Here is a 19,385-nt window from a genome sequence, read left to right as displayed (position 1 = left end):
TGTGTGTGGCAACCAGCATCGTTTACCTTGGCTCTGGTTCGGACTCCGATATGCTGTGTACGATGGCACGGAACAGATTGGATTTTCTGTGCCTGCTGGCTATTGGTTATGATGAAATCTGCCGAGGTGATTTGCTGCTGTTGCCACCCAACCATAATAAAGACAAACTTTTTGTCAAACCCAACCTGCCTTTTGTTCTTGGGTGGAAAATACTTTCCACACCACTGTTCCTGAGTTTGGAACGGAGATTATGACGCCGGTTTTGTTGATGGGGCAGGGAAATGCAGACAATATGTTTGTTTGTTGGGTTAAGCAGCAGGTAGCGGAATAAATGGGTAGCGGCTTGCTGCCTTATGTCGGGTGATGCTAAGCCGCTCTGCCCGATATGGCTCCTGAAAATTTGTAAGGGTGGGTTTTATATCCGCCTGCAACGTTAGTACGGGCTATCTGCAAACGTAAGTTGCACCCGCAATGTTGGTTGTGCTAAAGGCTGCCTGAAAGTTTCAGGTCCTTTCCCATCCCAATCTGCTAAATACTCCCAATCTTCATTGGATGCGTGCGTATGTGTCGGGAAAAGTAAATTGTTCGTGCCGCATTAGCCCCAAAATGCTGCTTCAAACCCTGCCGCTCTTGTTCGAAGCGGGTGTATTGCCAGTAGCGTTTGCATTAAGACAGCCACGGATGGCGCAACAAAGCGGCGGTTTTCCACGGTGCCGTGTCCAGTCATCAGCCAATAAACGAGGCTGCCGGGCACGGCGGTGTCGGCGAACAGTATCGAGTCGTCAAACATGTTGCCAAATACCGCCCATTTTCGCGCCAGCCGTCTATTGGCAAATATTGTTTCACCTTGTTGTTTCAGCCAAACGCCCAATCGTTCCAAATATCGGGCAAACCTGCATAAGGCAGCCATTGCAGGAACAAGGTTTGCATTTCCAGCCAGTAGTCGGCACACGGATTTTCGCCCGGTCATGTACTGTCTATAATGGCAGTAGAAATCCGTCAGCTTGCCTAAATGCAGGTGGCGCTTGTCGGCTAAGGCAGATTTTGCGGCTCTGGTGTGTAAGGCAGGCCGAAGGTTTGGGCGAAAGTGCGGATAAGGTTGGTGTTTGGCATGGGGTTTTATTCCTGTTCGGGCAGTTTTGCCTGGTGTTTATATTTTCAGGTAGCCTCGCGGGTAGGTTCTACATTCGTGGTGCGGGCTACCTGAAACTGTAGGCTGTAATCCTTAATGGTGTTTGGATTGAAGGCTACCTGAAACCCTATTCGGCTGCTCTGGGATTAAATTCGTCCAGTTTCTGCTCTACCCAAACTCGGGCGGTATTGGGGTGTCGGGCATGGTTCGGCTTCGCCGAAGTGGGAGACGGCGGGCAGGGAGTGCAGGTCGGTATCGATGTCTAGGCTTAAAAAGTAGTCATGCAGGTCAAAGCTTACGTTGAGGACGCAGCCGGGGAGGGACGATGCGGTCGTGCAGGTGGCTGAAAAGGCAGTGCTGCTAGTCAGCGCAGATTGTGCTGCACTTGACAGCGATGTCTGGTACGCCGAAGCGTTCGTTGAGTTTCCAGCAAGGCTGGCGGCCTTGGCTGATTTTGAATTGGACGTTGCCAATTTGCTGGTCGCTGAGGCAAACTTGCTATTCGTCTGTGCCTTCGATGCAGAGGTTTTTGCCGAAGCTGGCTGCTGATTTGGCTGTATTCAAAGGGTTCGGGCTAGGCAATGCGGATTTCGCGGATGGTGTCGATGGTTTGGGGTATGATGGGTCCCTCCACAAGGTTGGGGCGGATTATAGCGGATGGGCTTGGTTTCCTCTTTTACAGGCTATGGCTGAAGCGCATTTTTCCCTACAAGGCGGCGAGCTGCAGATAGTATAAGAGTACGGTAAGGCGAGCCGACACCATATGAAGAAATAATTGCTTTAGCTATATCTGAAAGTTTCAGGTAGCCTTTCATTTGGCAGCCTGAGCCAAGGCAATAAAAAACAGGCAAGCTTGCAGCCTGCCTGTTTGCATGGTTTGGCATAATTAATCGTTGAATATGTTGCGGCTGCCAACAAATACTTGGCTGCTGTATTTACAACTGCCAGCAGTTTGGCAGCCGGGGATGGTTACACTCAAAGTGTAGCGGCCGGTATGGGTGGCGCGAAAGCCGAACATAGGGGCGTCGTCTTCTTCAGTGTCGGCTTTGATTATGCTGCCGTCGGCTGATTTTAGGGTCAGGTCGATGTTGTTGCAGCCAAGGTCACAGGCGGCGAAGAAGGAGTAATATTTGCCGGCGGTAAGCTGAACCTGGTGGTTTTTGGTTTCACCTGATTTGGCGCTGCCTTGGAACAGGTTGGCTTGGCGGGCGCCGGGATCTTTCTCCTGAATAACTTGTTTGTAGAGCTGCTGGGCTTCAGGCAGCCATGAACTGCCAGGCGCGGCCAAGGCGGCAGGGGCGGCGATTAGGGTAACCAGGCCTAAAACGGCAAATTTTTTCATGTTTCTTCCTTTTGTTTGGTTATATTATGAGTAAAAGTGTACGCATTATAATGTAAACTTGAGAAATGCTCTACTTTCCTATATTTTTAAAATCACTGGTTTATGGTTATGTACTTTGTGTTTTCGGACGGGTTAGGGAAGGCAAAAGGCTACCTGAAATTTTAGCTTCGCAGAAACTCGCGAGCTCGTTTTCAGGTAGCCTTCTTTAAGTGCACTCGAGTTCAGCGATTGAATACGGGTTTGGTGCCCATGAATACCTGGCTGCTGTATTCGCATTGTTCGGTGCTGCATTTCGGCATGGTAACAGTGAGGGTGTAGCTGCCGGTGCGGTTAGCACGCCAGCCGAACATGGGGAAATCATCGTCGTCGCTGTTTTCTTTAACCACGCGGCCATTGGCTGATTTTAGGGTCAGGTCGATGTCGCTGCAAGAGTAGTCGCAGTCGGCGAAGAAGCTGTAGTATTTGCCGGCGGTAAGCTGTACCTGGTGGCTCCGGTTTTGCTCTTTAGCAGCACGGCCGCTAAACAGATGGATTTGACGAGCTTGGGCGTCTTTTCTGTGCACTATATCGCGGTTGATTTTTTGTGCTTCGGGCAGCCAAGGGCCGTTTTCAAAGGCTTGGATGCTGTAGGCACAGCCGGAAGAGGCTTCGCATTTGGCCATGCTGGCGGTGAGGGTGTAGGTACCGCTGGTTGCAATAGTGCTGTTGATGACGGGGTTGTCGTCGTCGTCGTTATCTTCTTTGATGGTTTTGCCGTTGCTATCGGTCAGCTTGAGGTCGATGTTGGAGCATTGGCGGTCGCAGTCGGCAAAGAATACGTAGGATTTGCTGGCCTCGAGCTGAATGGTGTGGTTTTGGCTGCGGTTTTGTGCCAGATTGCCGTTGAACAGCTGGAGTTCTCGCGCATCGGCACTCCGTTGACGCACGATTTCGCGGTTGATTCTTTGTGCTTCGGGCAGCCAGTTATCCGCCTGCGCAGGTGCAGCGAAGGCGGGGGCAGCAGCCATCAGAGTGGCGATGGCGGCAAGAGTAAATTTCTGCATGGAATGCTCCTTCTGGTTAAGAAAGTAATAAAAGGGGAACAACAGACAGATTATAGCCAATGTGCGGGAATTTAACTAATCTTTTCTTATGTTAATCAGGCTACCTGAAAAACCATTTTCAGGTAGCCTGATTGGGGCTTAACGTACCGAGCGGATTGGTTCGGCTTGCAGGAGAACATGCTGCCTGCGGTCGAGCAGTTCCAGCCTGTTGCCGTTGATGCGGTAGGCGGCGGTGCGGGCAAAGGCGGCAGAGAGCCGCTCTTCCTGCGCCTGAACGTTCGGCGGGCAGAGCATCAGAGTGGTGGCGAGTTCGCCGATTTGCAGATTTTGGCCTTGGTGGCTGAAGTGGCCGGATAGGGAGTTACAGCCGAACGAGGCGTTCACGCGATTGTTGGCGTTGAACTCCAACGATCCGTTGGCGGCGTGGCGGCCGATGCGGGTGATGCGCCAGCCGTGGCGGGAGAGTTCTGCTGCGGGTGCGCTTGGTGCTGTGGCGGCAGGTGCAGGCCGGTCTGGCCCAGCGGGGGGCGGTGGTGCGCTGTCGGCAGGGTTGGGGTGGGCGGCGCAAGCGGTGAGTAGGAAGGCGGCAAGATAAATCGGTTTCATCGTGTGGGCTCCTATCTGGTGGAAAATTATTGAATCCAATATATTTGGATTATACACCCGAGGGTGTTGTAGTGTTAATTGAAATATAGCAATTTAAAAACATTTTGTTTTGAGAAAGGCAAACAGTATGGCAAAGGCTGCCTGAAAACTATAGTATAGTCGCCCCAAATAGGAACGATACGGCGTTGGTTCATTTAGCTGTGCTGCCTGTGGCTCGCTGCCTCGCTTCCTTCCTATTTGGAACAACCCGAATATTCTAACAAACACAAGGACACACCGTGTCAGTCGGACACTACGAAAATTTCCCCGTCGGCTCGCTGGTTTTACCGCGCCGCCTGCGCCGACCGGTGCACGCCATTTATGCGTTCGCCCGCACTGCCGACGATATAGCCGACGAAGGCGATTTGCCCAACGAAGAGCGCCTGCGCCAGCTTGATAATCTGCGCGCCGAGCTCGACCGCCTAGCCGCCGGGCAAACCCCGCACAGCGAATTGATGCAGCGGCTCGAGCGCGAAGCTATCCGGCCGTTCAATCTTCCGCTTGAACCTTTCTACCACTTGCTTTCCGCCTTCAGCCAAGACGTGGTGAAAACCCGCTATCAGCACTTTGGCGAGCTGGTGGATTACGCCCGCCGCAGTGCCAATCCGATCGGCCGGCTGCTGCTGCATCTCTACGGGCACACCGATACACTCAGCTTCGCCCAAAGCGACGGCATCTGTACCGCCCTGCAACTCATCAACTTCTGGCAAGACGTGGCCGTGGATTGGCAGAAAGGCCGCGTTTATCTGCCGCAAGACGATTTAGAGAAATTCGGCGTGAGCGAAGCGCAAATCGCCGAAGGCCGCGCCGACGCCGCCTTCCAACGCCTGATGGCGCACCAATGCCAGCGCGCCCACAAAATGCTCAAAGCCGGCTCCCCGCTGGGCAAAACTTTGCATGGCCGCATCGGCTTCGAGCTGCGCCTGATTATCCTCGGCGGGCAAAGCATCCTGCGCAAGCTGGAGGAAAACTACTACAACGTCTTCACCCGCCGCCCTGTACTCGGCGCGAAAGATTGGTGGCTGATGCTGAAACGGGCTTGGCTCAAGAAGTGAGCAGTTTTATTTAGCCCAGCCAAAAGGCTACCTGAAAATTTTAGCTTCGCAGAAACTTGCGGGCTCGTTTTCAGGTAGCCTTTTTGTTGCACGGCAATATTGTTAACTTCAAGGATACTCAATCAGCGCATAGGCTGAATGGTTGTGGATGCTTTCGAAGTTTTCGCTTTCCACGCTGAAGCGGTCGATGCGTGGGTCGTTTTTCAGCGCCACGGCGATGTCGCGTACCATGTCTTCCACGAATTTGGGGTTTTCGTAGGCGTGCTCGGTAACGTATTTCTCATCGGGGCGTTTGAGCAGGCCGTAGAGCTGGCAGGAGGCTTTGTTTTCCACCAAATCGATGATTTCTTCAATGGAAACTTCCTGCTTGTGGCAGGTGAGGGTAACGGTAACGTGCGAGCGCTGGTTGTGCGCGCCGTATTGCGAAATTTCCTTGGAGCAGGGGCATAGGCTGGTAACCGGAGCCAATACTTTGATTTGGTGGCTGTATTCTCTGCTGGCCGACACTTCGCCTTGCCAGGTGACGGCGTAGTCGAGAAACGAGGTGATGCCGCTCACGGGGGCGGCCTTTTTGCGGAAGAAGGGGAAGCTGATATTGATGCGGCCGGCTTGGGCATCGAGCCGCTCCAGCATATCGAGCGTGAGCTGGTGCAGGCTGGTGAAATCGAGCACCAGGTGCTGCCGCTCTTCCATCAGCGCCACAAAGCGCGACATATGCGTGCCTTTTTGCGAGGCAGGCAGGGCAACGGTCATGCCGATGCGGGCGATAGTGTGCTGCACGCCTTCTGCGCCCTGGATTTGCAGCGGGAAGTGCAGGTCTTTGATGCCCACTTGGTTGATGGGCATATTGCGTTGGTCGGGGCTGCTTTGCACGTCGGCAATGGCATTCATCCGTGGTTTCCTTATCGGGTGTGTGTGGCGGTGGATTAAGGGGGCGAAGTATAGCCCTGCCGCTGCCGCCGGGCAATTGTTGGCGTGAGTTTATAGCTCAGATTTATGGCCACAATTTTGTGCAATCGGGTGTGTTGCCTGGTTTTGGTTTATCATACCGCCCGCACCCCCCTGTTTAAAGGACTGCCATGAACATCCTCTTCATCGCCGACCCGCTGGCCACCTTCAAAACCTACAAAGACACCACCTACGCCATGATGCGCGAAGCCGCCAAGCGCGGGCACAAATGGCACCACACCCTTGCCGGCGAACTCTCCGTGCAAAACGGCAAAGTAGTTGCCCAAGCCGCGCCTTTTGAATTCATCGGCGCGAAAGATGATCATGACCACAACTGGTTTCAGGTAGCCTCAGCCGAACAACGTGCGCTTGCCGATTTTGATGCCGTGATTATGCGCACCGACCCGCCGTTCGATATGCAATATCTCTACAGCACCCAACTGCTCACCCTCGCCGAACAGCAGGGCGCAAAAGTGTTCAACAGCGGGCAGGCCATGCGCGACTTCAACGAAAAACTCGCCATTTTGAATTTCGCCCAATTCACCGCGCCCACCCTCGTTTCCACTCGAGCTGCCGACGTGCGCGCCTTTTTAGCCGAACACGGCGACATCATCGTGAAACCGCTCGACGGCATGGGCGGCATGGGCATTTTCCGCCTCACCGAGCGCGACCCGAATATCGGCAGCATCCTCGAAACCCTGATGCGGCTGGATACGCGCACCATCATGGCGCAACGCTACATCCCCGAAATCGTGCACGGAGACAAACGCATCCTCGTGATTGACGGCGAAGTCGTGCCCTTTGCCCTTGCCCGCATTCCGCAGCAGGGCGAAACGCGCGGCAATCTGGCCGCAGGTGGGCGCGGCGTGGCGCAGGAATTGAGCGAGCGCGACCGCGAAATCGCCGAAACCCTCGCCCCCGAGCTGAAGCGGCGCGGCATTTTGCTGGCGGGTTTGGACGTGATTGGCGAAAATTTGACTGAAGTAAACGTCACCAGCCCCACCGGTTTCCAAGAAATCACCAAGCAAAAAGGCTTCGACGTAGCCGCTAAATTTATCGATGCAGTGGAACGGAACGCACGGTAGTTTCGCTTCATTGGAGCCCACGTTTTAGCTTTGCAGAAATTCCGCTGTGCTGCATTTTCAGGTAGCTTTTAGTTCATTCGGAGTACACAAAATGACCAAATCACACACATTATTGTTGCCCGGCCTGTTGGCTGCGCTGTGTTGGACGGTGGCGGATATGCTGCTGGTGGGCTTTGTGCAGTCGCCGGAGCAGTATCCGCTGTTTTCGCACACACTGGCCGCAGGCCTGGGCGACGATGTGGATTTGGCAGTGCTGATGCTGGCCGGATCGCCGCATCGGCTGTTTTGGGGCGTGTTGCCCGCCACTTTCAGCCTGCCATTTTATTTGGCCTCGGCTTTCGGTGTGCGCCGTTTGCTGCGCGGCAGGGCGGCAGGTGCGGTGTTGTGCCTGCTCTCGGCAGGCTATGCACTCTCGCCTTTGGGGCATGCGGGCTTTTATTATATGGGCATCAGCGCGCAAACCCTGCTGCATAGCCCGCCTGAAGCCTATCTGCTGCTACTGGCGCAATTTCGGGCGTTTCATGCCATGCTGACGGTGCATTGGTTTGCCTCGGCGGGGCTGCTGGCCGCGGGCTGGCTGGTGCTGCTGGTGCAAACCGTGCGTGGGCAAACCGCCTTGCCGCGTGCCTCGGTATGGGCAAACCCCTTGCCGGTGGGCGCTGCGGTGGCGGGCGTGTGCAGCCGGTTTCCACAATCTGCTGCAGCGGCCTGCATCGGCGGGGCAACGTTCAATATCGCCCAGGCGGTGTTTTTCGCCTCCGCTTGGTATTGTCTTTATTCCAACCGCCAACATCAAAAGGAGCATCGATGAAACCCGGCAAACGCGGCCTCGCGCGCCTTATCGCCGCCGCCCAATATTCCTGCGACGGCCTCGCCGCCGCCTACCGCAACGAAGCCGCCTTCCGCCAGCTGGTGTGGCTGCATGCCGTGCTGCTGCCCTTGGCGTGTTGTTTCGATTTTGATACCCCCGTGCGCATGCTGCTGGTGGGCGCATCGCTGCTCTCGCTGATTGTGGAGCTGTTCAACACCGCCATCGAAGCTGTGGTGGACAGGATTTCCGAAGAGCTGCACCCGCTCTCCAAAATCGCTAAAGATGCTGGCTCCGCCTCGCAGCTGGTGGCGTTGCTGCTCGTTAGCGTTTTTTGGCTGATGGCCTTAAGCACCCTGTAGTCCAGCCCCGTTTAATAGAAAGGATAGCATATGAAACTTAAGCAAATCGTTATCCTCTCCGGCCTGCTTTTGGCCGCGGCCGCCTAGGCAGAAGTGCGCGCCAGCCCTGTGGCAGAAAGCATGGTGGGTGGAGGCTACCTGAAACCACAACTACCTGATTCAAAATCATGAAAGACAACTTCCAACTCCTCGACGACACCCGGCATATGTTGCAATGGTTTGCCGACGAACCCTATGCAGAAATCCGACGCAGCATCGAAAGCATTCTGCGCGAACAAGTGGCCGACAGCCGCCTGCTTGATTTTGCCGTTACCTCCCCGCCCGATTGGCTTACCGTCGGCACCCGCTCCGAAAGCAATCCCGAAGCCGTAACCATAAACCGCACCGCCGTGGCCTTTGAATTTTGCCTGCACGTGTCCGGCGGCGGCCGCACCCACGAACTCCAAGGCGTGTATAGCTGGGCGGCCTGGCATTTGGACGGCAGCGGCGAACCAAACCAGCAAGTCTGGTTCGATATCGGCGGTACGCTGGCCGAATTCGGCAAAGACGGCGCACTGCTCGAGCGGTTGAACCAAGAGGCAGCGGCATGAGCCGGGCGGATAATCGGATTTGGGTGTTTCAAGGCAGCGGCAGCCGGAATGTGTCGGCCTGCTTTTCCGGTAAAGAAAACGCAGAGCGCTGGATTCGGCAACACGCCCTCAGCGGCCTGCTCACTGCCTATCCGATTGACCAGCCGGTGTATGATTGGGCAGTGCAAAGCCAAATCATCCGCCCCACCAAAGACGAGCAACAAACCGCCCAATTCATCCAAAATTTCAGCAGTGCCCATTTGGAGCACTATCACTACGAAGCAGGCAAAGAAGCCTAAAGGCTACCTGAAAACCGAATCTTCAATGCAGTGGAAACGAGCCACGCGAGTTGCGGTAAAGCTCAAATCGATGCCAAACCCATGAATAAAAAACCGCTCCTTGCCCTGTTCGGCACAATTCCTCTGCTGCTTGGCGGCGGCTATGTTTTTCTGCGACACAGCAGCAATCCGCCCGGCAGCCTGCCCAACACAGGCAACAGTGCCGGCCTCAGCCCCAGGCAGCAAAGCCTATTGCAACAGCCCGCCCTGCCGCCGGGCAGCGAAATTGCCAAACTCATTGTGCGCAAAGCCGAGCGTGAAATGGATGCCTACGACGCGCAAGGCAATCTGCTGAAAACCTATCCCATCGCACTCGGCTTTAGCCCGGTTGGCCACAAACAATTTGAAGGCGACGGCAAAACCCCCGAAGGCCGCTACACCATCAACGACCGCAATCCCCACAGCAGCTACCATAAAAATCTCGGCGTTTCCTACCCCAATGCTGCCGACCGCGCCCATGCCGCTGCACAAGGCAAAAGCCCTGGTGGCGACATCAAAATCCACGGCCTGCGCAACGGCTTAGGCGTTATCGGCGCGCAACACCTGCGCCGCGACTGGACCCACGGTTGCATTGCCGTAACCGATGGCGAAATCGACGAACTTTACGCTCACGTCAAACCGCATGCTGAAATTGAGATTTTGCCTTAGCGGGCAGGGTAGTCCGGCATGGCAAGAGGCTACCTGAAAACGGTAAATCGTTTTTCAGGTAGCCTCTTATGTGGTTAAGTTGTTTCTATTCCCGCTTCTGCGCCACCGCCCATTCATACAGCGCCTTCTTGTTTGCCCCGCTGATTTCCGCAGCCAGCGCGGCGGCTTTTTTCGGCGGCAATTCGGCGGCAAGCAGGCTCATGATGTGCCGCGCCTGGTCGTTCAGTTCGTTGGCAGCGGCGGCTTCGGGCGGGTGCAGCACCAGCACCATCTCGCCGCGCGTTTGGTTGGCATCGGCACGCACGGCAGCCAGCACTTCGGCCATGCTGCCGCTGATGAAGGTTTCAAATGTTTTGCTGATTTCGCGTGCCAGCACCAAATGCCGGTTGGGCAGGATTTCTGCCATTTGGGCGAGTGCCGCCCCGATGCGGTGCGGCGTTTCAAACATTGCCACGGCATAGGGCACTTCGCGCCAACGCTCAAACCATTGCGCCCGCTCGCCCGCTTTGGGCGGCAGAAAGCCGGCAAAATAAAAATCCGACTGCGTTACCCCGGCCACGCTCAAAGCCGCCATCACAGCGCTGGCTCCGGCCACCGGCACCACCTTGAAGTCCGCTTCCCGCACGCCCGCGGCTAGCCGCGCCCCGGGGTCGCACACTGCAGGCGTGCCCGCATCCGATATCTGCGCCACCACCTGCCCGGCGGCGAGCGCGGCGGTGATGGTGTCAGTCATTTGCCGCTCATTGTGTTCGCGCACGCTCACGAGCTTGGCGCGGATGCCGTAGGCCGAGAGCAGCTGCTGGCTCACGCGCGTATCTTCCGCGCACACCAAGTCTGCCCGCTGCAACACCGCCAGCGCGCGCAGCGTGATATCGGCCAGGTTGCCGATGGGCGTTGCCACCACATACAGCGTTTGCGGCTCAATCTGCGCGGCCGCCTTATCCAATATTTTTTGCCACATGGTCTTCGGGTATGATTGCGTTTGAAACGCCGCAAACTATAGCAAATTAAATTCGCTTCCGATACAAGGCGGGATAGGCCGTGGCGGAAGCGGAGCTGATTTGCGGTATCGCACGAAAGGAAAACCATGCGCCTCAACCACGCTGCCGGCCAAGCTGCCGAAGATACCGCCGCAGGCTACTTGAAAAAACAGGGTTGCCGTATCCTGGCGCGCAACTGGCATTGCCGCTATGGTGAAATCGACATCATCGCCGAGCAGGGCGGGGTGTATTTGTTTGTGGAGGTGCGGCAGCGGCGCAGCCAAAGCTTCGGCGGCGCAGCAGCGAGCATCACTCCGGCCAAACTGGCCAAACTCAGCCGCAGCGCTGAAACCTGGCTCCAGCAAAATGCGCCGAATCAACCTTGCCGTATCGATGCCATCTTGATTGAAGGCGATCAGCCGCCGCAGTGGTTGCAGAATATCGGCGGGTATTGAAGCGGCAGTCGGTGCTGGCGCAAGGCTACTTGAAAGAGGATTGGATTTTTTGGCTTTGCAGAAACTTGCGTTACTGGTTTTCAGGTAGCCTTGGCGCTTGCAGTGAGGTTGGTATTGACCACACCGGCAAGCCTAAACGGTGCTTTGCTCGCCCGAGGTGGTAAAGGCCACCTGAAAATGCGGATGTGTTTTGTGCTTGACAGCAACTGGCGCTGCTTGTTTTAGCCGTGTCGCAGGCGATGTTTCAGGTAGCCTTTACCCGCTTGCCCGTTGCCAGCAATTGTTCAAACCACCATATGCCGCTACAATAGCCGACGTTTTCATTTTTTATTTTTCAGGTAGACTTTATGAACCCAGCCGCCCAACGCGTATTGCAGCATTTTCAGGAAAGCATTGCCGCCAAACAGCAGTGTGCCGAACAATTGGCCGAGCCAACGGCGCGGGCGGCAGCGTTGCTATTGGATTCGCTGATGGCCGACGGCAAGATTTTGGTGTGCGGCAACGGCGGTTCGGCAGCGGATGCGCAGCATTTTGCCGCCGAGCTTACCGGCCGTTTTGAAAAGGAACGTATGCCGCTGGGCGCCATCGCGCTCACCACCGACACTTCCGCGCTCACCGCCATCGGCAACGATTATGCCTTTGATCGGATTTTTGCCCGCCAAGTGTCTGCACTCGGCCGCCCGGGCGATGTGCTGGTGGCGATTTCCACTTCCGGCAATTCCGGCAATGTGCTTGCCGCCATTGATGCCGCCCGCGAGCAGGGCATGAGCGTGGTGGCGCTCACCGGGCGCGACGGCGGTAAAATCGCCGGTGTGCTTACAGAAGGCGATGTGCTGCTCAACGTGCCGCATAATCGCACGGCGCGGATTCAGGAAATCCATATCCTGCTGATTCACGTCCTGTGCGATCAAATCGATACCGCTTTGTTTGAAGAATAAACGCTTCCCCCATTTCCGCCCAAAAGGACAATAAACCATGAAAAAAAGTTTCCGCCTCCTGCTGCTGTGCCTGCTGCCGCTGCCGCTTTCCGGCTGTTTTACCGCGCTGGTGGGCGCGGGCGCATTCGGCGTGATGTCGGCCACCGACCGCCGCAGTACCGGCGCGCAGGCTGACGACCAAGTGATGGAAGTGCGTATCCAAAACACGGCGCTCACCCATCTGCGCAGCAACAACACTACGCAGGGCTTTGAGCCGAAGCTTTCCGTGGTGAGCTTCAACCGCCAGGTGCTGCTGATGGGCTTGGTGGCCAGCGAGGCCGATAAGGCATTTGTGGAGCGCGTGGCTCGCGCCCAGCCCAATGCCGAGAAGATTTACAACTATATTCAGGTAGCCACCAGCGCACGCGGCTTCGGCGAGGTAAGCAACGATTCGTGGGTTACTTCCAAAGTACGCACCACTTTGCTCGGCACCAAGGGCGTGTCGGCCAACCATGTGAAAGTGGTAACGTATAACGGCGTTACTTATGTGATGGGCATCCTCACGCCCGAAGAGCAGGCGCTGGTGAGCAATACCGTGAGCACTACCGCCGGCGTGCAGCAAGTGGTTACGCTGTATGAAACCTTCGTGCCCAGCAATGTGCGCTAAACACGCTTATCTTTGAATTGTAAGGAAAGTTCATGACCGGCAAAGAAATGCCTTCTTCTTCCAAAAAGCCGCAGCGCAGCACGTTTAGCCGCATTGTGTGGATAGCGTTTATTGTGGCCTTTATCGTGGTGTTCGCGCTGGTGGCCATGGCTTGGCTCACGATACAAAAATCTGATTTCGGGCCAAGCGCCGGTGATGCTTCCACACCGCAGCAGGGCGTGGAAATTTGGCAGCCCAACGGCGCATCAGCCGCGGCCGGCCAAACCTACAGCCTGCCACCGGCTGCCGATATGGATGTCGCTTCCCAGGCATCCGAGCCGGCACAAGAGCGCCCCGCCGCGTCGCGCCGCGTTACACCGGCCACCCCTGCTGAGGAAGAAGTGCCGATTCAGCCGGTTGCCCCGCAGCAGGAAACAGAAATCCGACCGATTGAGGTGCCGGTGAAACCTGCGCCGCAACCCCAGCCGCGCCAGCCTGGAGGCGATGGCAGTGGCAATCCGGTGGATAGCCTGTTTTAAAACGGAGGTTACCTGTAAAGCGCAGTGTAGCGAAGTTTTAGGCAGCCTGTTTGTGGTTATGGTTGCAGCAATGTTTCATGGCCGGCTATTGCTATAGTTACACGTATTTCTTCCTACTGCGTTGGCTTGTTTTGCCGTATTGCGTTGTACTGTCTGCGGCTTGCTGCTTGGTATGAGAAAATGTGCTTCAGCTATAGTTAAGAGGAGAGAGATAGTGAAAGTTTACCGCTTGCTTACCGGCACAGACGATTCCGTGTTCTGCCGCCGCGTAACCGAAGCCTTGCAACAAGGTTGGGAGCTGCACGGCAGCCCGACCTTGGCGCACACCGACAACGGCGTGCACGTGGGGCAGGCGATTGTGAAAGAAGTGGTGCAATACGACCCGAATAAGCCGTTGAGCGAATATTGATATGCAGCAAATAGCAAAGGCTACCTGAAAACTTTTCAGGTAGCCTTTATGGTGTCTGGGCGCGCAATCAATTGCTCTGCACTTGAACCCGGCTCGGAAACTTCGCAGCCACTTGGGTGATGATGCTGTGTGTGCGGGTGCCGCGTTCAACCACCTGTTTTAGCCGCGCTTCGTCCAGCCCCTGTTTTTCCACTTCTTGCAGCACGCTGTGGTATTCGCTAAAGGCACTGGTGCATTCGGCAAGCAGGGCATCATCAGGAATCGAGTGGCAGCCGCCTCGGTCGGAATTGGCCATAAACCCAGCACTATGCCGCACCGGCATCATCACAGCTTCGGGCACACTGCCGAAATCGGTACGCTCATTTAGATGGGTGAGGAAGCGGTTTTCGTTGTTGATGAACACATTGTAGTGTTCTACAAACTCTTTCAGCTTCACGGTTTTAACAGCATCGTAGCCGCGCCAGCCTAGAAGGACGATGGAAAGGGCGCCGCTGATGAGGATTTTTTTGGCTTTAGGGAACATGGTTTCTTCTTGGTTTGCTTGAAAAAAGTCATGATTAGATTGCTATATTGTTGGCGGGTATTTTCAGGTAGCCTCTACAGTGTGCGGGAGGCTGCCTGAAAATATAGTCGCCCTAGGGGGGGGAACGATACGGTCTTGGTTCGCCTTGCTGTATCGTTCTTATTGTTGTGACTTACCGCTTTGTTTCAATCCCTATTGGAAGCAATATATATTATACTGGATTGCATCGATACCCATTATCCGGCCAAACTCACCAGCAGCTGCCGGATGGCGGGCCAGGCTTCGCCGGTTTCTGCGCCTTTGATGATGCGGTCGATGCGGGCGCATTCTTGCAGGGCGGTGATGAGGCGCGGGGTGGGGATGCGGCGCACAGCCAGGGGGGCGAGTTGCTGTTTGCTGCCCCACAGGCGCAGGCTGTTGCGCACTTGGGCTACGGTTTGCCCTTGTTTGAGGGCGGCGGTGAGGCGGATGAGGGTGCGGATGTCGTCGGCCAGCATCCACAGCAGCATTACGGGTTCTTCGCCGTCGGCTTCGAGGCCTTCGAGCAGGCGCACCACGCGGGCGGGTTCGCCGCTCATCCAGGCGGCGGCAAGCTGGAATACGTCGAAACGGGCTACGTCGGCCACGGCGGCTTCGGTTTCGGCAATGCCCAATTCGTGGCCTGCGGGGTAGAGCAGGGCGAGTTTGTCGATTTCCTGCTTGGCGGCCAAGAGGTTGCCTTCCACGCGTTCGGCAAACAGGGCAAGCGCCTCGTTGCCGATGGATAATTGATGCTGCGCGAGGCGGCCGCGTATCCAGCCGGGCAGGGCTTGGGCATCAACGGCTTTGGCTTCAACCACGGTGCCGCTGCGGCTGAGGGCGGCAAACCATTTGGCCTGGGTTTGGGCACGCTCGAGTTTGGGCAGGAGGATAACGGTTACGGTGTCGGGCGGGAGGTTGGCGGCCAGTTGTTCGAGGGCTTCGCCGCCGGCTTTGCCGGGCTTGCCGCCAGGCAGGTGGATTTCGAGCAGTTTGAGTTCGGCAAACAGGCCGATGCTGTTGGCGGAGGCGAGGAGGTCTTGCCAGTCGGCGGCGGTGTCGGGGGTGTGGGTTTCGCGGTTCAGGTAGCCCTGCTCTTTGGCAGCGGCGCGGATGGCGTCTAAGGCTTCTATCCGCAGCAGGGCTTCTTCGCCATGCAGCACATACAGCACTTGCAGGGGCTGTTTGAGTTGCGGCAGCAGGCGTTCGGTGCTGATGGCGGCCATTATTCGGCTTTCAGGTAGCCTAGGCGGCGCACGAGCTGGCGGGCGGCATCCACGCGCATATCGGCCCAGAGTTGGGCTTCTTCTTCTTGTTTACCGAGGATTTCGCTGTCGCTATAGTCCAGCGTGCGGTATACGCTGATGAGCATGGGCTCGCCCAGGGCTTTTTCGCCGCGCCAGGCTTGGGCGGCTACTTTGAGCTCCAGCCGGTATTCGGTTACTGTGCCGGAGAGGTTGAGGGTTTGGATGTTTTTATTGGTTTGGATATCGGTTACTTTGACCACGGCATCGGCAAAGGCGCTGTCGAGCTTGGCGTGGCGGCGCAGCAGTTCGGTTTCGATATTTTGCTGCAATTCGCGCCCTTGTACGGCCCAGGTTTGGTAGGGCAGGGGCGGGTTGAGCGCGGGGTCGCTGCCGGCCAGGCGGAAGCCGCAGGAGGCCAGCAACAGCAAAAGGGGCAGCATCAGATATTTTTTCATGGTGTTTCCTTGGCTTGCGCCGCAAGAGGCGGCGGCTAGGGGCGTATTCTAGCGGATTGTGGACGGGAGAGGCTACCTGAAAAGCGGCAGCATGGGCTTTCAGGTAGCCTTTGCTATAGAGATACCACCACCGAGCCCATAAACCGGTCTTGCAGGGTGCGCCGTTCGAATTTGAGAATCAAGAGTATGGCCAGGCAAATGAGATATGCCAAGCTGGCCGGCCAACGGAAGAAAATCAGCAGCAACACAAAAGCCGCTTCCCGAGCCAATACCGTGCCGAGAAAGCCGGGATTGCTGCCGTTTTTGTCTAGCACACGGATGCGGAACAGCCATTTGCCGAACGACTGCCCTTTCAGCGACATCAATATGGTTTGCAGTAGCATATAAGCCAGCATCGGCAGCAGCACCAGATGGAAATCGTTGTTGCCGGGGAAGCAATACAGCAAGGCTTGCAGCAGGGCATAGGCTAGGCCGAAGTTTAGGGCGGCGGCCGAGATTCGTTTCCAAGCAGGGGCAAGCCGATATACCTTGCCGTTTTTCAAGCGGACTTCTGGGTTCATAAGGTGGCTGTGTATGTATGGTGGATTAAAATCAGAATGGGACAAGGTGAACTAGCGCAGCAGCATCCTTATCTTAATTCACTATGATATTAAGAGCTAAACAGGCTACCTGAAAATTCTGCAGCATGCTCATCCTTTAAAACCAATAGTCCTGCATGGCTGCCAATAATTCCGGGGTGATTGCGTATCCGCAATTTTCACCGATGACGCTGTCGATGCCGCAATAAGGGCAGCATGCCGTGTATTGCCCGTCGTCTTCCGGCACAAAGTCGCCTTCCTCCAGCTCGGTGGAGCGGAAGATAGCGAGGCAGTAGAAGCAGCCGCAACGCTGGGGTGGCAGCAGATACGCTTTATTCTTGAAAGAAAATTGGTGCGCAGCGATGGCAGCGGCGCCCAATGCTGCATCTATTGATAGGTTGGTCATCTTGTTTCCAGAAGAGGAGGCTACCTGAAAACGGCTGGGCATTTTCAGGTAGCCTTTCAGGATGGTTTAAGGCTGCATCTGCAAAGTTTGCGCAGAATAGGCAGCACCAATCCGTTTTGCCCGGCATTTATGCTGTTGGGCATACATATACGGGCGGCAAACTTTATTTGCGCCCGCATCAGCGCAGGCGGTTTAAGCCCAACGCATAGGTTCGCCCGTTTTGCCAAGCAAACCACCAATACAGGCGCATATTCGGATTATCGGGCTTGCTCATGCGGCAAAACGCAAAGGCCTGATTGTGGATACACGCCATCGGCATCGCTCGGAGCTCAGATGGCAGCAAGGTTTTCCATTCGTGAATTTTCTGTGTGGAAGAAGTTTGCAGGCGGCATTCGCCCGTGCCTTGGCACACCGGCGACCATGGGCTGTTGCCATTTTTCCCGTCCATCATCCATTGCGCGCCGCGCTGGTAATAGCGCATCTGCATTTGTGTGGGGCGTTGGTCTTTATCCAGCAGCACATATTCGCCGGCATCGGATGCGTCCAAACCGGCTGCGAATGCGCTGCCGGCCAAAGCCAGCCACAAGACCATGATTTTGGCAATTTTCATAACAATCTCCCAAGATGAAACCCTTGCTTATTCCTGCAGAAGCGCGGGTTGATTGGGCAAACGGTGCAGCTTGCTTTTTAGCAGGCCAAAGCAGCCTGCACCTTAGTTTGCAGTTTAGACAGATACTCAAGCGGCATTATTAAGGCTACCTGAAAAACCTTTTATCGTTTTCAGGTAGCCTTATCCTTGCTTTAAGCCAACTTTGCTTTAATCAACTCCTGCACCTGCGCAGGATTCGCTTTGCCTTTACTAGCCTTCATCACTTGTCCCACAATCGCATTCAGGGCTTTTTCGTTACCGGATTTGAACTGCTCCACGGCTTTGGCGTTGTTGGCCAGTACTTCATCCACCATGGCTTCAATCGCGCCGGTATCGGTCATCTGCTGCAAGCCGTGTTTTTCAATGATTTCGGCGATGGTGGCTTCAGGTTCTGCCCACATGGCTTCAAAGGCTTTTTTCGCTAACTTGCTGCTTAATGTGCCGTCGGCGATCTTGCCCACCAGTGCGGCGAGGCGTGGGGCGGTAATCGGGCTGTCGGCAAGTTCCATGCCTTCTTTGTTCAGCGTAGCGGCGAGCTCGCCGTTCACCCAGTTGGCAGTCAGCTTGCCTTGTCCGCTGGCTTTGGCGGCTTCTTCAAAATAGGCAGCCTGCACACGGCTGGCGGTGAGTAGGCGCGCGTCGTAGTCGCTCACGCCATAATCCGCTACGAAACGCGCCGCCATTTCTTTCGGCAGCTCGGGCATTTCTGCTTTGGCTTTTTGCAACCGGTCGTCTGAAATGATGACGGGCAGCAAATCTGGGTCGGGGAAGTAGCGGTAGTCGTGCGCGTCTTCTTTCAAACGCATCACGCGGGTTTCGCCTTTTTCAGGGTCAAACAGCATGGTTGCCTGCTGTACTTTGCCGCCGTCTTCCAAAATCTCGATTTGCGCTTCCACTTCGTAATTAATCGCCTGCTCCAAGAAGCGGAAGGAATTGAGGTTTTTAATCTCGCGGCGCGTGCCGAATTCCGCTTGACCTTTCGGACGCACCGATACGTTGGCATCGACGCGGAACGAGCCTTCCGCCATATTGCCGTCGCAGATGTCCAGCCAGGTTACCAAGCTGTGCAAGGCTTTGGCGTAGGCAACGGCTTCGGCAGCGGAGCGCATTTCAGGTTCGGATACCACTTCCAATAGCGGCGTGCCGGCGCGGTTCAGGTCAATGCCGGTCGCGCCGTTCAAGCCTTCATGCACGGATTTGCCCGCATCTTCTTCCATGTGCGCGCGGGTTACGTTAATGGTTTTCACATCGTCGCCGACCACGATTTCCAATTTGCCGTGTTCAACAATCGGCAAATCCAACTGGCTGATTTGATAGCCTTTGGGTAAGTCGGGATAGAAGTAGTTCTTGCGGTCGAACACGTTTTTCTGATTGATTTTCGCATCCAAAGCCAAACCTAATTTGATGGCTTTTTCAACGACTTCGCGGTTCATTACAGGCAGTACGCCCGGCAGTGCGCATTCCACCATGCTGGCGTGCGCATTAGGTTCCGCACCGAACGTAGTCGATGCGCCGCTAAAGATTTTGGATTGAGTGTTGAGTTGGACGTGGATTTCCAGTCCGATTACGGTTTCCCAGGTCATAAGGG

The 19,385-nt window shown here is 55.8% G+C and carries 27 protein-coding genes; 13 read left to right on the top strand and 14 right to left on the bottom strand.

Going from position 1 to position 19,385, the window contains the following annotated elements; all coding sequences use genetic code 11:
• Positions 1 to 5 precede the first annotated feature (5 nt).
• Complete coding sequence (locus tag A7P99_RS10085; RefSeq protein WP_153705692.1) at positions 6 to 254, top strand: hypothetical protein; 249 nt, start codon at positions 6 to 8, stop codon at positions 252 to 254.
• A 341-nt stretch (positions 255 to 595) separates the two neighbouring features.
• Here A7P99_RS10085 and A7P99_RS10475 read toward each other — a convergent pair whose 3' ends face one another.
• The 5 genes from A7P99_RS10475 to A7P99_RS07245 form a co-directional block, all read right to left on the bottom strand.
• Positions 596 to 910, bottom strand: a complete 315-nt coding sequence (locus A7P99_RS10475; RefSeq protein ID WP_231866525.1) for a hypothetical protein — start codon at positions 908 to 910, stop codon at positions 596 to 598.
• A 582-nt stretch (positions 911 to 1,492) separates the two neighbouring features.
• Complete coding sequence (locus A7P99_RS10695; protein ID WP_345840833.1) at positions 1,493 to 1,585, bottom strand: hypothetical protein; 93 nt, start codon at positions 1,583 to 1,585, stop codon at positions 1,493 to 1,495.
• 433 nt (positions 1,586 to 2,018) lie between these two features.
• A complete protein-coding gene (locus tag A7P99_RS07255; protein ID WP_067448136.1) occupies positions 2,019 to 2,474 on the bottom strand; it encodes a hypothetical protein in 456 nt (151 codons plus the stop codon).
• Between the two features lie 221 nt (positions 2,475 to 2,695).
• On the bottom strand, positions 2,696 to 3,517 hold the full coding sequence (locus A7P99_RS09740) for a hypothetical protein (RefSeq protein ID WP_082880700.1): 822 nt from the start codon (positions 3,515 to 3,517) through the stop codon (positions 2,696 to 2,698).
• 138 nt (positions 3,518 to 3,655) lie between these two features.
• Positions 3,656 to 4,123 (bottom strand): META domain-containing protein, encoded by a 468-nt coding sequence (locus A7P99_RS07245; protein WP_067441286.1) that lies wholly within the window; start codon positions 4,121 to 4,123, stop codon positions 3,656 to 3,658.
• A 278-nt stretch (positions 4,124 to 4,401) separates the two neighbouring features.
• Between A7P99_RS07245 and hpnC the strand changes: the two genes are divergently transcribed.
• The gene (gene hpnC / locus A7P99_RS07240; protein WP_067528552.1) at positions 4,402 to 5,217 is read left to right on the top strand and encodes a squalene synthase HpnC; all 816 of its coding nucleotides are present in this window, start codon (positions 4,402 to 4,404) and stop codon (positions 5,215 to 5,217) included.
• A 108-nt stretch (positions 5,218 to 5,325) separates the two neighbouring features.
• On the opposite strand, the gene folE2 is transcribed toward hpnC, so the two are convergent.
• Positions 5,326 to 6,108 carry a GTP cyclohydrolase FolE2 gene (gene folE2, locus A7P99_RS07235; protein ID WP_067448140.1) on the bottom strand — a complete coding sequence of 261 codons (783 nt, stop codon included), beginning with the start codon at positions 6,106 to 6,108 and terminating at the stop codon, positions 5,326 to 5,328.
• A 188-nt stretch (positions 6,109 to 6,296) separates the two neighbouring features.
• Between folE2 and gshB the strand changes: the two genes are divergently transcribed.
• The 6 genes from gshB to A7P99_RS07205 all read left to right on the top strand — a co-directional run bounded on the left by gshB (position 6,297) and on the right by A7P99_RS07205 (position 9,975).
• The gene (gene gshB, locus A7P99_RS07230; RefSeq protein ID WP_067448142.1) at positions 6,297 to 7,250 is read left to right on the top strand and encodes a glutathione synthase; all 954 of its coding nucleotides are present in this window, start codon (positions 6,297 to 6,299) and stop codon (positions 7,248 to 7,250) included.
• Positions 7,251 to 7,341: 91 nt separating this feature from the next.
• A complete protein-coding gene (locus tag A7P99_RS07225; RefSeq protein WP_067448144.1) occupies positions 7,342 to 8,061 on the top strand; it encodes a DUF6796 family protein in 720 nt (239 codons plus the stop codon).
• Positions 8,058 to 8,420, top strand: coding sequence for a diacylglycerol kinase (locus A7P99_RS07220; RefSeq protein WP_067448146.1), 363 nt, complete (start codon positions 8,058 to 8,060; stop codon positions 8,418 to 8,420). The genes A7P99_RS07225 and A7P99_RS07220 overlap by 4 nt, the downstream gene beginning before the upstream one ends.
• 167 nt (positions 8,421 to 8,587) lie before the next feature.
• Complete coding sequence (locus tag A7P99_RS07215; RefSeq protein ID WP_067448147.1) at positions 8,588 to 9,010, top strand: hypothetical protein; 423 nt, start codon at positions 8,588 to 8,590, stop codon at positions 9,008 to 9,010.
• The gene (locus A7P99_RS07210) at positions 9,007 to 9,288 is read left to right on the top strand and encodes a hypothetical protein (RefSeq protein WP_067448149.1); all 282 of its coding nucleotides are present in this window, start codon (positions 9,007 to 9,009) and stop codon (positions 9,286 to 9,288) included. Before A7P99_RS07215 ends, A7P99_RS07210 begins: the two co-directional genes overlap by 4 nt.
• 81 nt (positions 9,289 to 9,369) lie before the next feature.
• On the top strand, positions 9,370 to 9,975 hold the full coding sequence (locus A7P99_RS07205) for a murein L,D-transpeptidase family protein (protein ID WP_067687086.1): 606 nt from the start codon (positions 9,370 to 9,372) through the stop codon (positions 9,973 to 9,975).
• An 85-nt stretch (positions 9,976 to 10,060) separates the two neighbouring features.
• Here the strand turns inward: A7P99_RS07205 and rsmI are convergent, their stop codons facing one another.
• Positions 10,061 to 10,936: a 16S rRNA (cytidine(1402)-2'-O)-methyltransferase gene (rsmI, locus tag A7P99_RS07200; protein WP_067687083.1), complete on the bottom strand. Its 876-nt coding sequence runs from the start codon at positions 10,934 to 10,936 to the stop codon at positions 10,061 to 10,063.
• A 126-nt stretch (positions 10,937 to 11,062) separates the two neighbouring features.
• Between rsmI and A7P99_RS07195 the strand changes: the two genes are divergently transcribed.
• The 5 genes from A7P99_RS07195 (at position 11,063) to A7P99_RS07175 (ending at position 13,921) form a co-directional block, all read left to right on the top strand.
• Positions 11,063 to 11,410, top strand: a complete 348-nt coding sequence (locus A7P99_RS07195) for a YraN family protein (protein ID WP_003823326.1) — start codon at positions 11,063 to 11,065, stop codon at positions 11,408 to 11,410.
• A 347-nt stretch (positions 11,411 to 11,757) separates the two neighbouring features.
• Positions 11,758 to 12,348, top strand: a complete 591-nt coding sequence (locus A7P99_RS07190) for a phosphoheptose isomerase (RefSeq protein WP_067448155.1) — start codon at positions 11,758 to 11,760, stop codon at positions 12,346 to 12,348.
• Between the two features lie 37 nt (positions 12,349 to 12,385).
• On the top strand, positions 12,386 to 12,994 hold the full coding sequence (locus A7P99_RS07185; RefSeq protein WP_064106386.1) for a BON domain-containing protein: 609 nt from the start codon (positions 12,386 to 12,388) through the stop codon (positions 12,992 to 12,994).
• A 32-nt stretch (positions 12,995 to 13,026) separates the two neighbouring features.
• Positions 13,027 to 13,512, top strand: a complete 486-nt coding sequence (locus A7P99_RS07180; RefSeq protein ID WP_067448157.1) for a hypothetical protein — start codon at positions 13,027 to 13,029, stop codon at positions 13,510 to 13,512.
• A gap of 214 nt (positions 13,513 to 13,726) precedes the next feature.
• Positions 13,727 to 13,921: a DUF1737 domain-containing protein gene (locus A7P99_RS07175; protein ID WP_067687081.1), complete on the top strand. Its 195-nt coding sequence runs from the start codon at positions 13,727 to 13,729 to the stop codon at positions 13,919 to 13,921.
• 67 nt (positions 13,922 to 13,988) lie between these two features.
• On the opposite strand, the gene A7P99_RS07170 is transcribed toward A7P99_RS07175, so the two are convergent.
• The 7 genes from A7P99_RS07170 to gatB all read right to left on the bottom strand — a co-directional run bounded on the left by A7P99_RS07170 (position 13,989) and on the right by gatB (position 19,380).
• Positions 13,989 to 14,444, bottom strand: a complete 456-nt coding sequence (locus A7P99_RS07170) for a hypothetical protein (protein WP_067448161.1) — start codon at positions 14,442 to 14,444, stop codon at positions 13,989 to 13,991.
• A 236-nt stretch (positions 14,445 to 14,680) separates the two neighbouring features.
• Complete coding sequence (holA, locus tag A7P99_RS07165) at positions 14,681 to 15,688, bottom strand: DNA polymerase III subunit delta (RefSeq protein WP_067448163.1); 1,008 nt, start codon at positions 15,686 to 15,688, stop codon at positions 14,681 to 14,683.
• On the bottom strand, positions 15,688 to 16,164 hold the full coding sequence (gene lptE / locus A7P99_RS07160; RefSeq protein ID WP_067448165.1) for an LPS assembly lipoprotein LptE: 477 nt from the start codon (positions 16,162 to 16,164) through the stop codon (positions 15,688 to 15,690). Before lptE ends, holA begins: the two co-directional genes overlap by 1 nt.
• Before the next feature lie 113 nt (positions 16,165 to 16,277).
• A complete protein-coding gene (locus A7P99_RS07155; protein ID WP_067687079.1) occupies positions 16,278 to 16,724 on the bottom strand; it encodes an RDD family protein in 447 nt (148 codons plus the stop codon).
• A 136-nt stretch (positions 16,725 to 16,860) separates the two neighbouring features.
• Positions 16,861 to 17,190 (bottom strand): hypothetical protein, encoded by a 330-nt coding sequence (locus A7P99_RS07150; protein ID WP_231866524.1) that lies wholly within the window; start codon positions 17,188 to 17,190, stop codon positions 16,861 to 16,863.
• A gap of 136 nt (positions 17,191 to 17,326) precedes the next feature.
• Complete coding sequence (locus tag A7P99_RS07145; RefSeq protein ID WP_067448171.1) at positions 17,327 to 17,758, bottom strand: hypothetical protein; 432 nt, start codon at positions 17,756 to 17,758, stop codon at positions 17,327 to 17,329.
• A gap of 191 nt (positions 17,759 to 17,949) precedes the next feature.
• The gene (gatB, locus tag A7P99_RS07140) at positions 17,950 to 19,380 is read right to left on the bottom strand and encodes an Asp-tRNA(Asn)/Glu-tRNA(Gln) amidotransferase subunit GatB (RefSeq protein ID WP_067448173.1); all 1,431 of its coding nucleotides are present in this window, start codon (positions 19,378 to 19,380) and stop codon (positions 17,950 to 17,952) included.
• Positions 19,381 to 19,385 lie beyond the last annotated feature (5 nt).

The organism is Eikenella sp. NML120348 (assembly GCF_001648435.1).
Lineage (GTDB): Bacteria > Pseudomonadota > Gammaproteobacteria > Burkholderiales > Neisseriaceae > Eikenella > Eikenella exigua.
This window is presented reverse-complemented; position numbering and strand designations above follow the sequence as displayed.

Excerpts from the sequence above, each read along its gene's own strand:
- folE2 (WP_067448140.1), bottom strand. The coding sequence starts at position 6,108 with ATGAATGCCATTGCCGACGTGCAAAGCAGCCCCGACCAACGCAATATG.
- A7P99_RS09740 (WP_082880700.1), bottom strand. The coding sequence starts at position 3,517 with ATGCAGAAATTTACTCTTGCCGCCATCGCCACTCTGATGGCTGCTGCC.
- A7P99_RS07245 (WP_067441286.1), bottom strand. The coding sequence starts at position 4,123 with ATGAAACCGATTTATCTTGCCGCCTTCCTACTCACCGCTTGCGCCGCC.
- rsmI (WP_067687083.1), bottom strand. The coding sequence starts at position 10,936 with ATGTGGCAAAAAATATTGGATAAGGCGGCCGCGCAGATTGAGCCGCAA.
- A7P99_RS07205 (WP_067687086.1), top strand. The coding sequence starts at position 9,370 with ATGAATAAAAAACCGCTCCTTGCCCTGTTCGGCACAATTCCTCTGCTG.
- A7P99_RS07215 (WP_067448147.1), top strand. The coding sequence starts at position 8,588 with ATGAAAGACAACTTCCAACTCCTCGACGACACCCGGCATATGTTGCAA.
- A7P99_RS07145 (WP_067448171.1), bottom strand. The coding sequence starts at position 17,758 with ATGAAAATTGCCAAAATCATGGTCTTGTGGCTGGCTTTGGCCGGCAGC.
- A7P99_RS07210 (WP_067448149.1), top strand. The coding sequence starts at position 9,007 with ATGAGCCGGGCGGATAATCGGATTTGGGTGTTTCAAGGCAGCGGCAGC.
- A7P99_RS07155 (WP_067687079.1), bottom strand. The coding sequence starts at position 16,724 with ATGAACCCAGAAGTCCGCTTGAAAAACGGCAAGGTATATCGGCTTGCC.
- holA (WP_067448163.1), bottom strand. The coding sequence starts at position 15,688 with ATGGCCGCCATCAGCACCGAACGCCTGCTGCCGCAACTCAAACAGCCC.
- A7P99_RS07185 (WP_064106386.1), top strand. The coding sequence starts at position 12,386 with ATGAAAAAAAGTTTCCGCCTCCTGCTGCTGTGCCTGCTGCCGCTGCCG.
- A7P99_RS07195 (WP_003823326.1), top strand. The coding sequence starts at position 11,063 with ATGCGCCTCAACCACGCTGCCGGCCAAGCTGCCGAAGATACCGCCGCA.
- gshB (WP_067448142.1), top strand. The coding sequence starts at position 6,297 with ATGAACATCCTCTTCATCGCCGACCCGCTGGCCACCTTCAAAACCTAC.
- A7P99_RS07225 (WP_067448144.1), top strand. The coding sequence starts at position 7,342 with ATGACCAAATCACACACATTATTGTTGCCCGGCCTGTTGGCTGCGCTG.
- A7P99_RS07170 (WP_067448161.1), bottom strand. The coding sequence starts at position 14,444 with ATGTTCCCTAAAGCCAAAAAAATCCTCATCAGCGGCGCCCTTTCCATC.
- A7P99_RS07180 (WP_067448157.1), top strand. The coding sequence starts at position 13,027 with ATGACCGGCAAAGAAATGCCTTCTTCTTCCAAAAAGCCGCAGCGCAGC.
- A7P99_RS07255 (WP_067448136.1), bottom strand. The coding sequence starts at position 2,474 with ATGAAAAAATTTGCCGTTTTAGGCCTGGTTACCCTAATCGCCGCCCCT.
- A7P99_RS07190 (WP_067448155.1), top strand. The coding sequence starts at position 11,758 with ATGAACCCAGCCGCCCAACGCGTATTGCAGCATTTTCAGGAAAGCATT.
- A7P99_RS07150 (WP_231866524.1), bottom strand. The coding sequence starts at position 17,190 with ATGCCCAGCCGTTTTCAGGTAGCCTCCTCTTCTGGAAACAAGATGACC.
- lptE (WP_067448165.1), bottom strand. The coding sequence starts at position 16,164 with ATGAAAAAATATCTGATGCTGCCCCTTTTGCTGTTGCTGGCCTCCTGC.
- gatB (WP_067448173.1), bottom strand. The coding sequence starts at position 19,380 with ATGACCTGGGAAACCGTAATCGGACTGGAAATCCACGTCCAACTCAAC.
- A7P99_RS07220 (WP_067448146.1), top strand. The coding sequence starts at position 8,058 with ATGAAACCCGGCAAACGCGGCCTCGCGCGCCTTATCGCCGCCGCCCAA.
- A7P99_RS10475 (WP_231866525.1), bottom strand. The coding sequence starts at position 910 with ATGGCTGCCTTATGCAGGTTTGCCCGATATTTGGAACGATTGGGCGTT.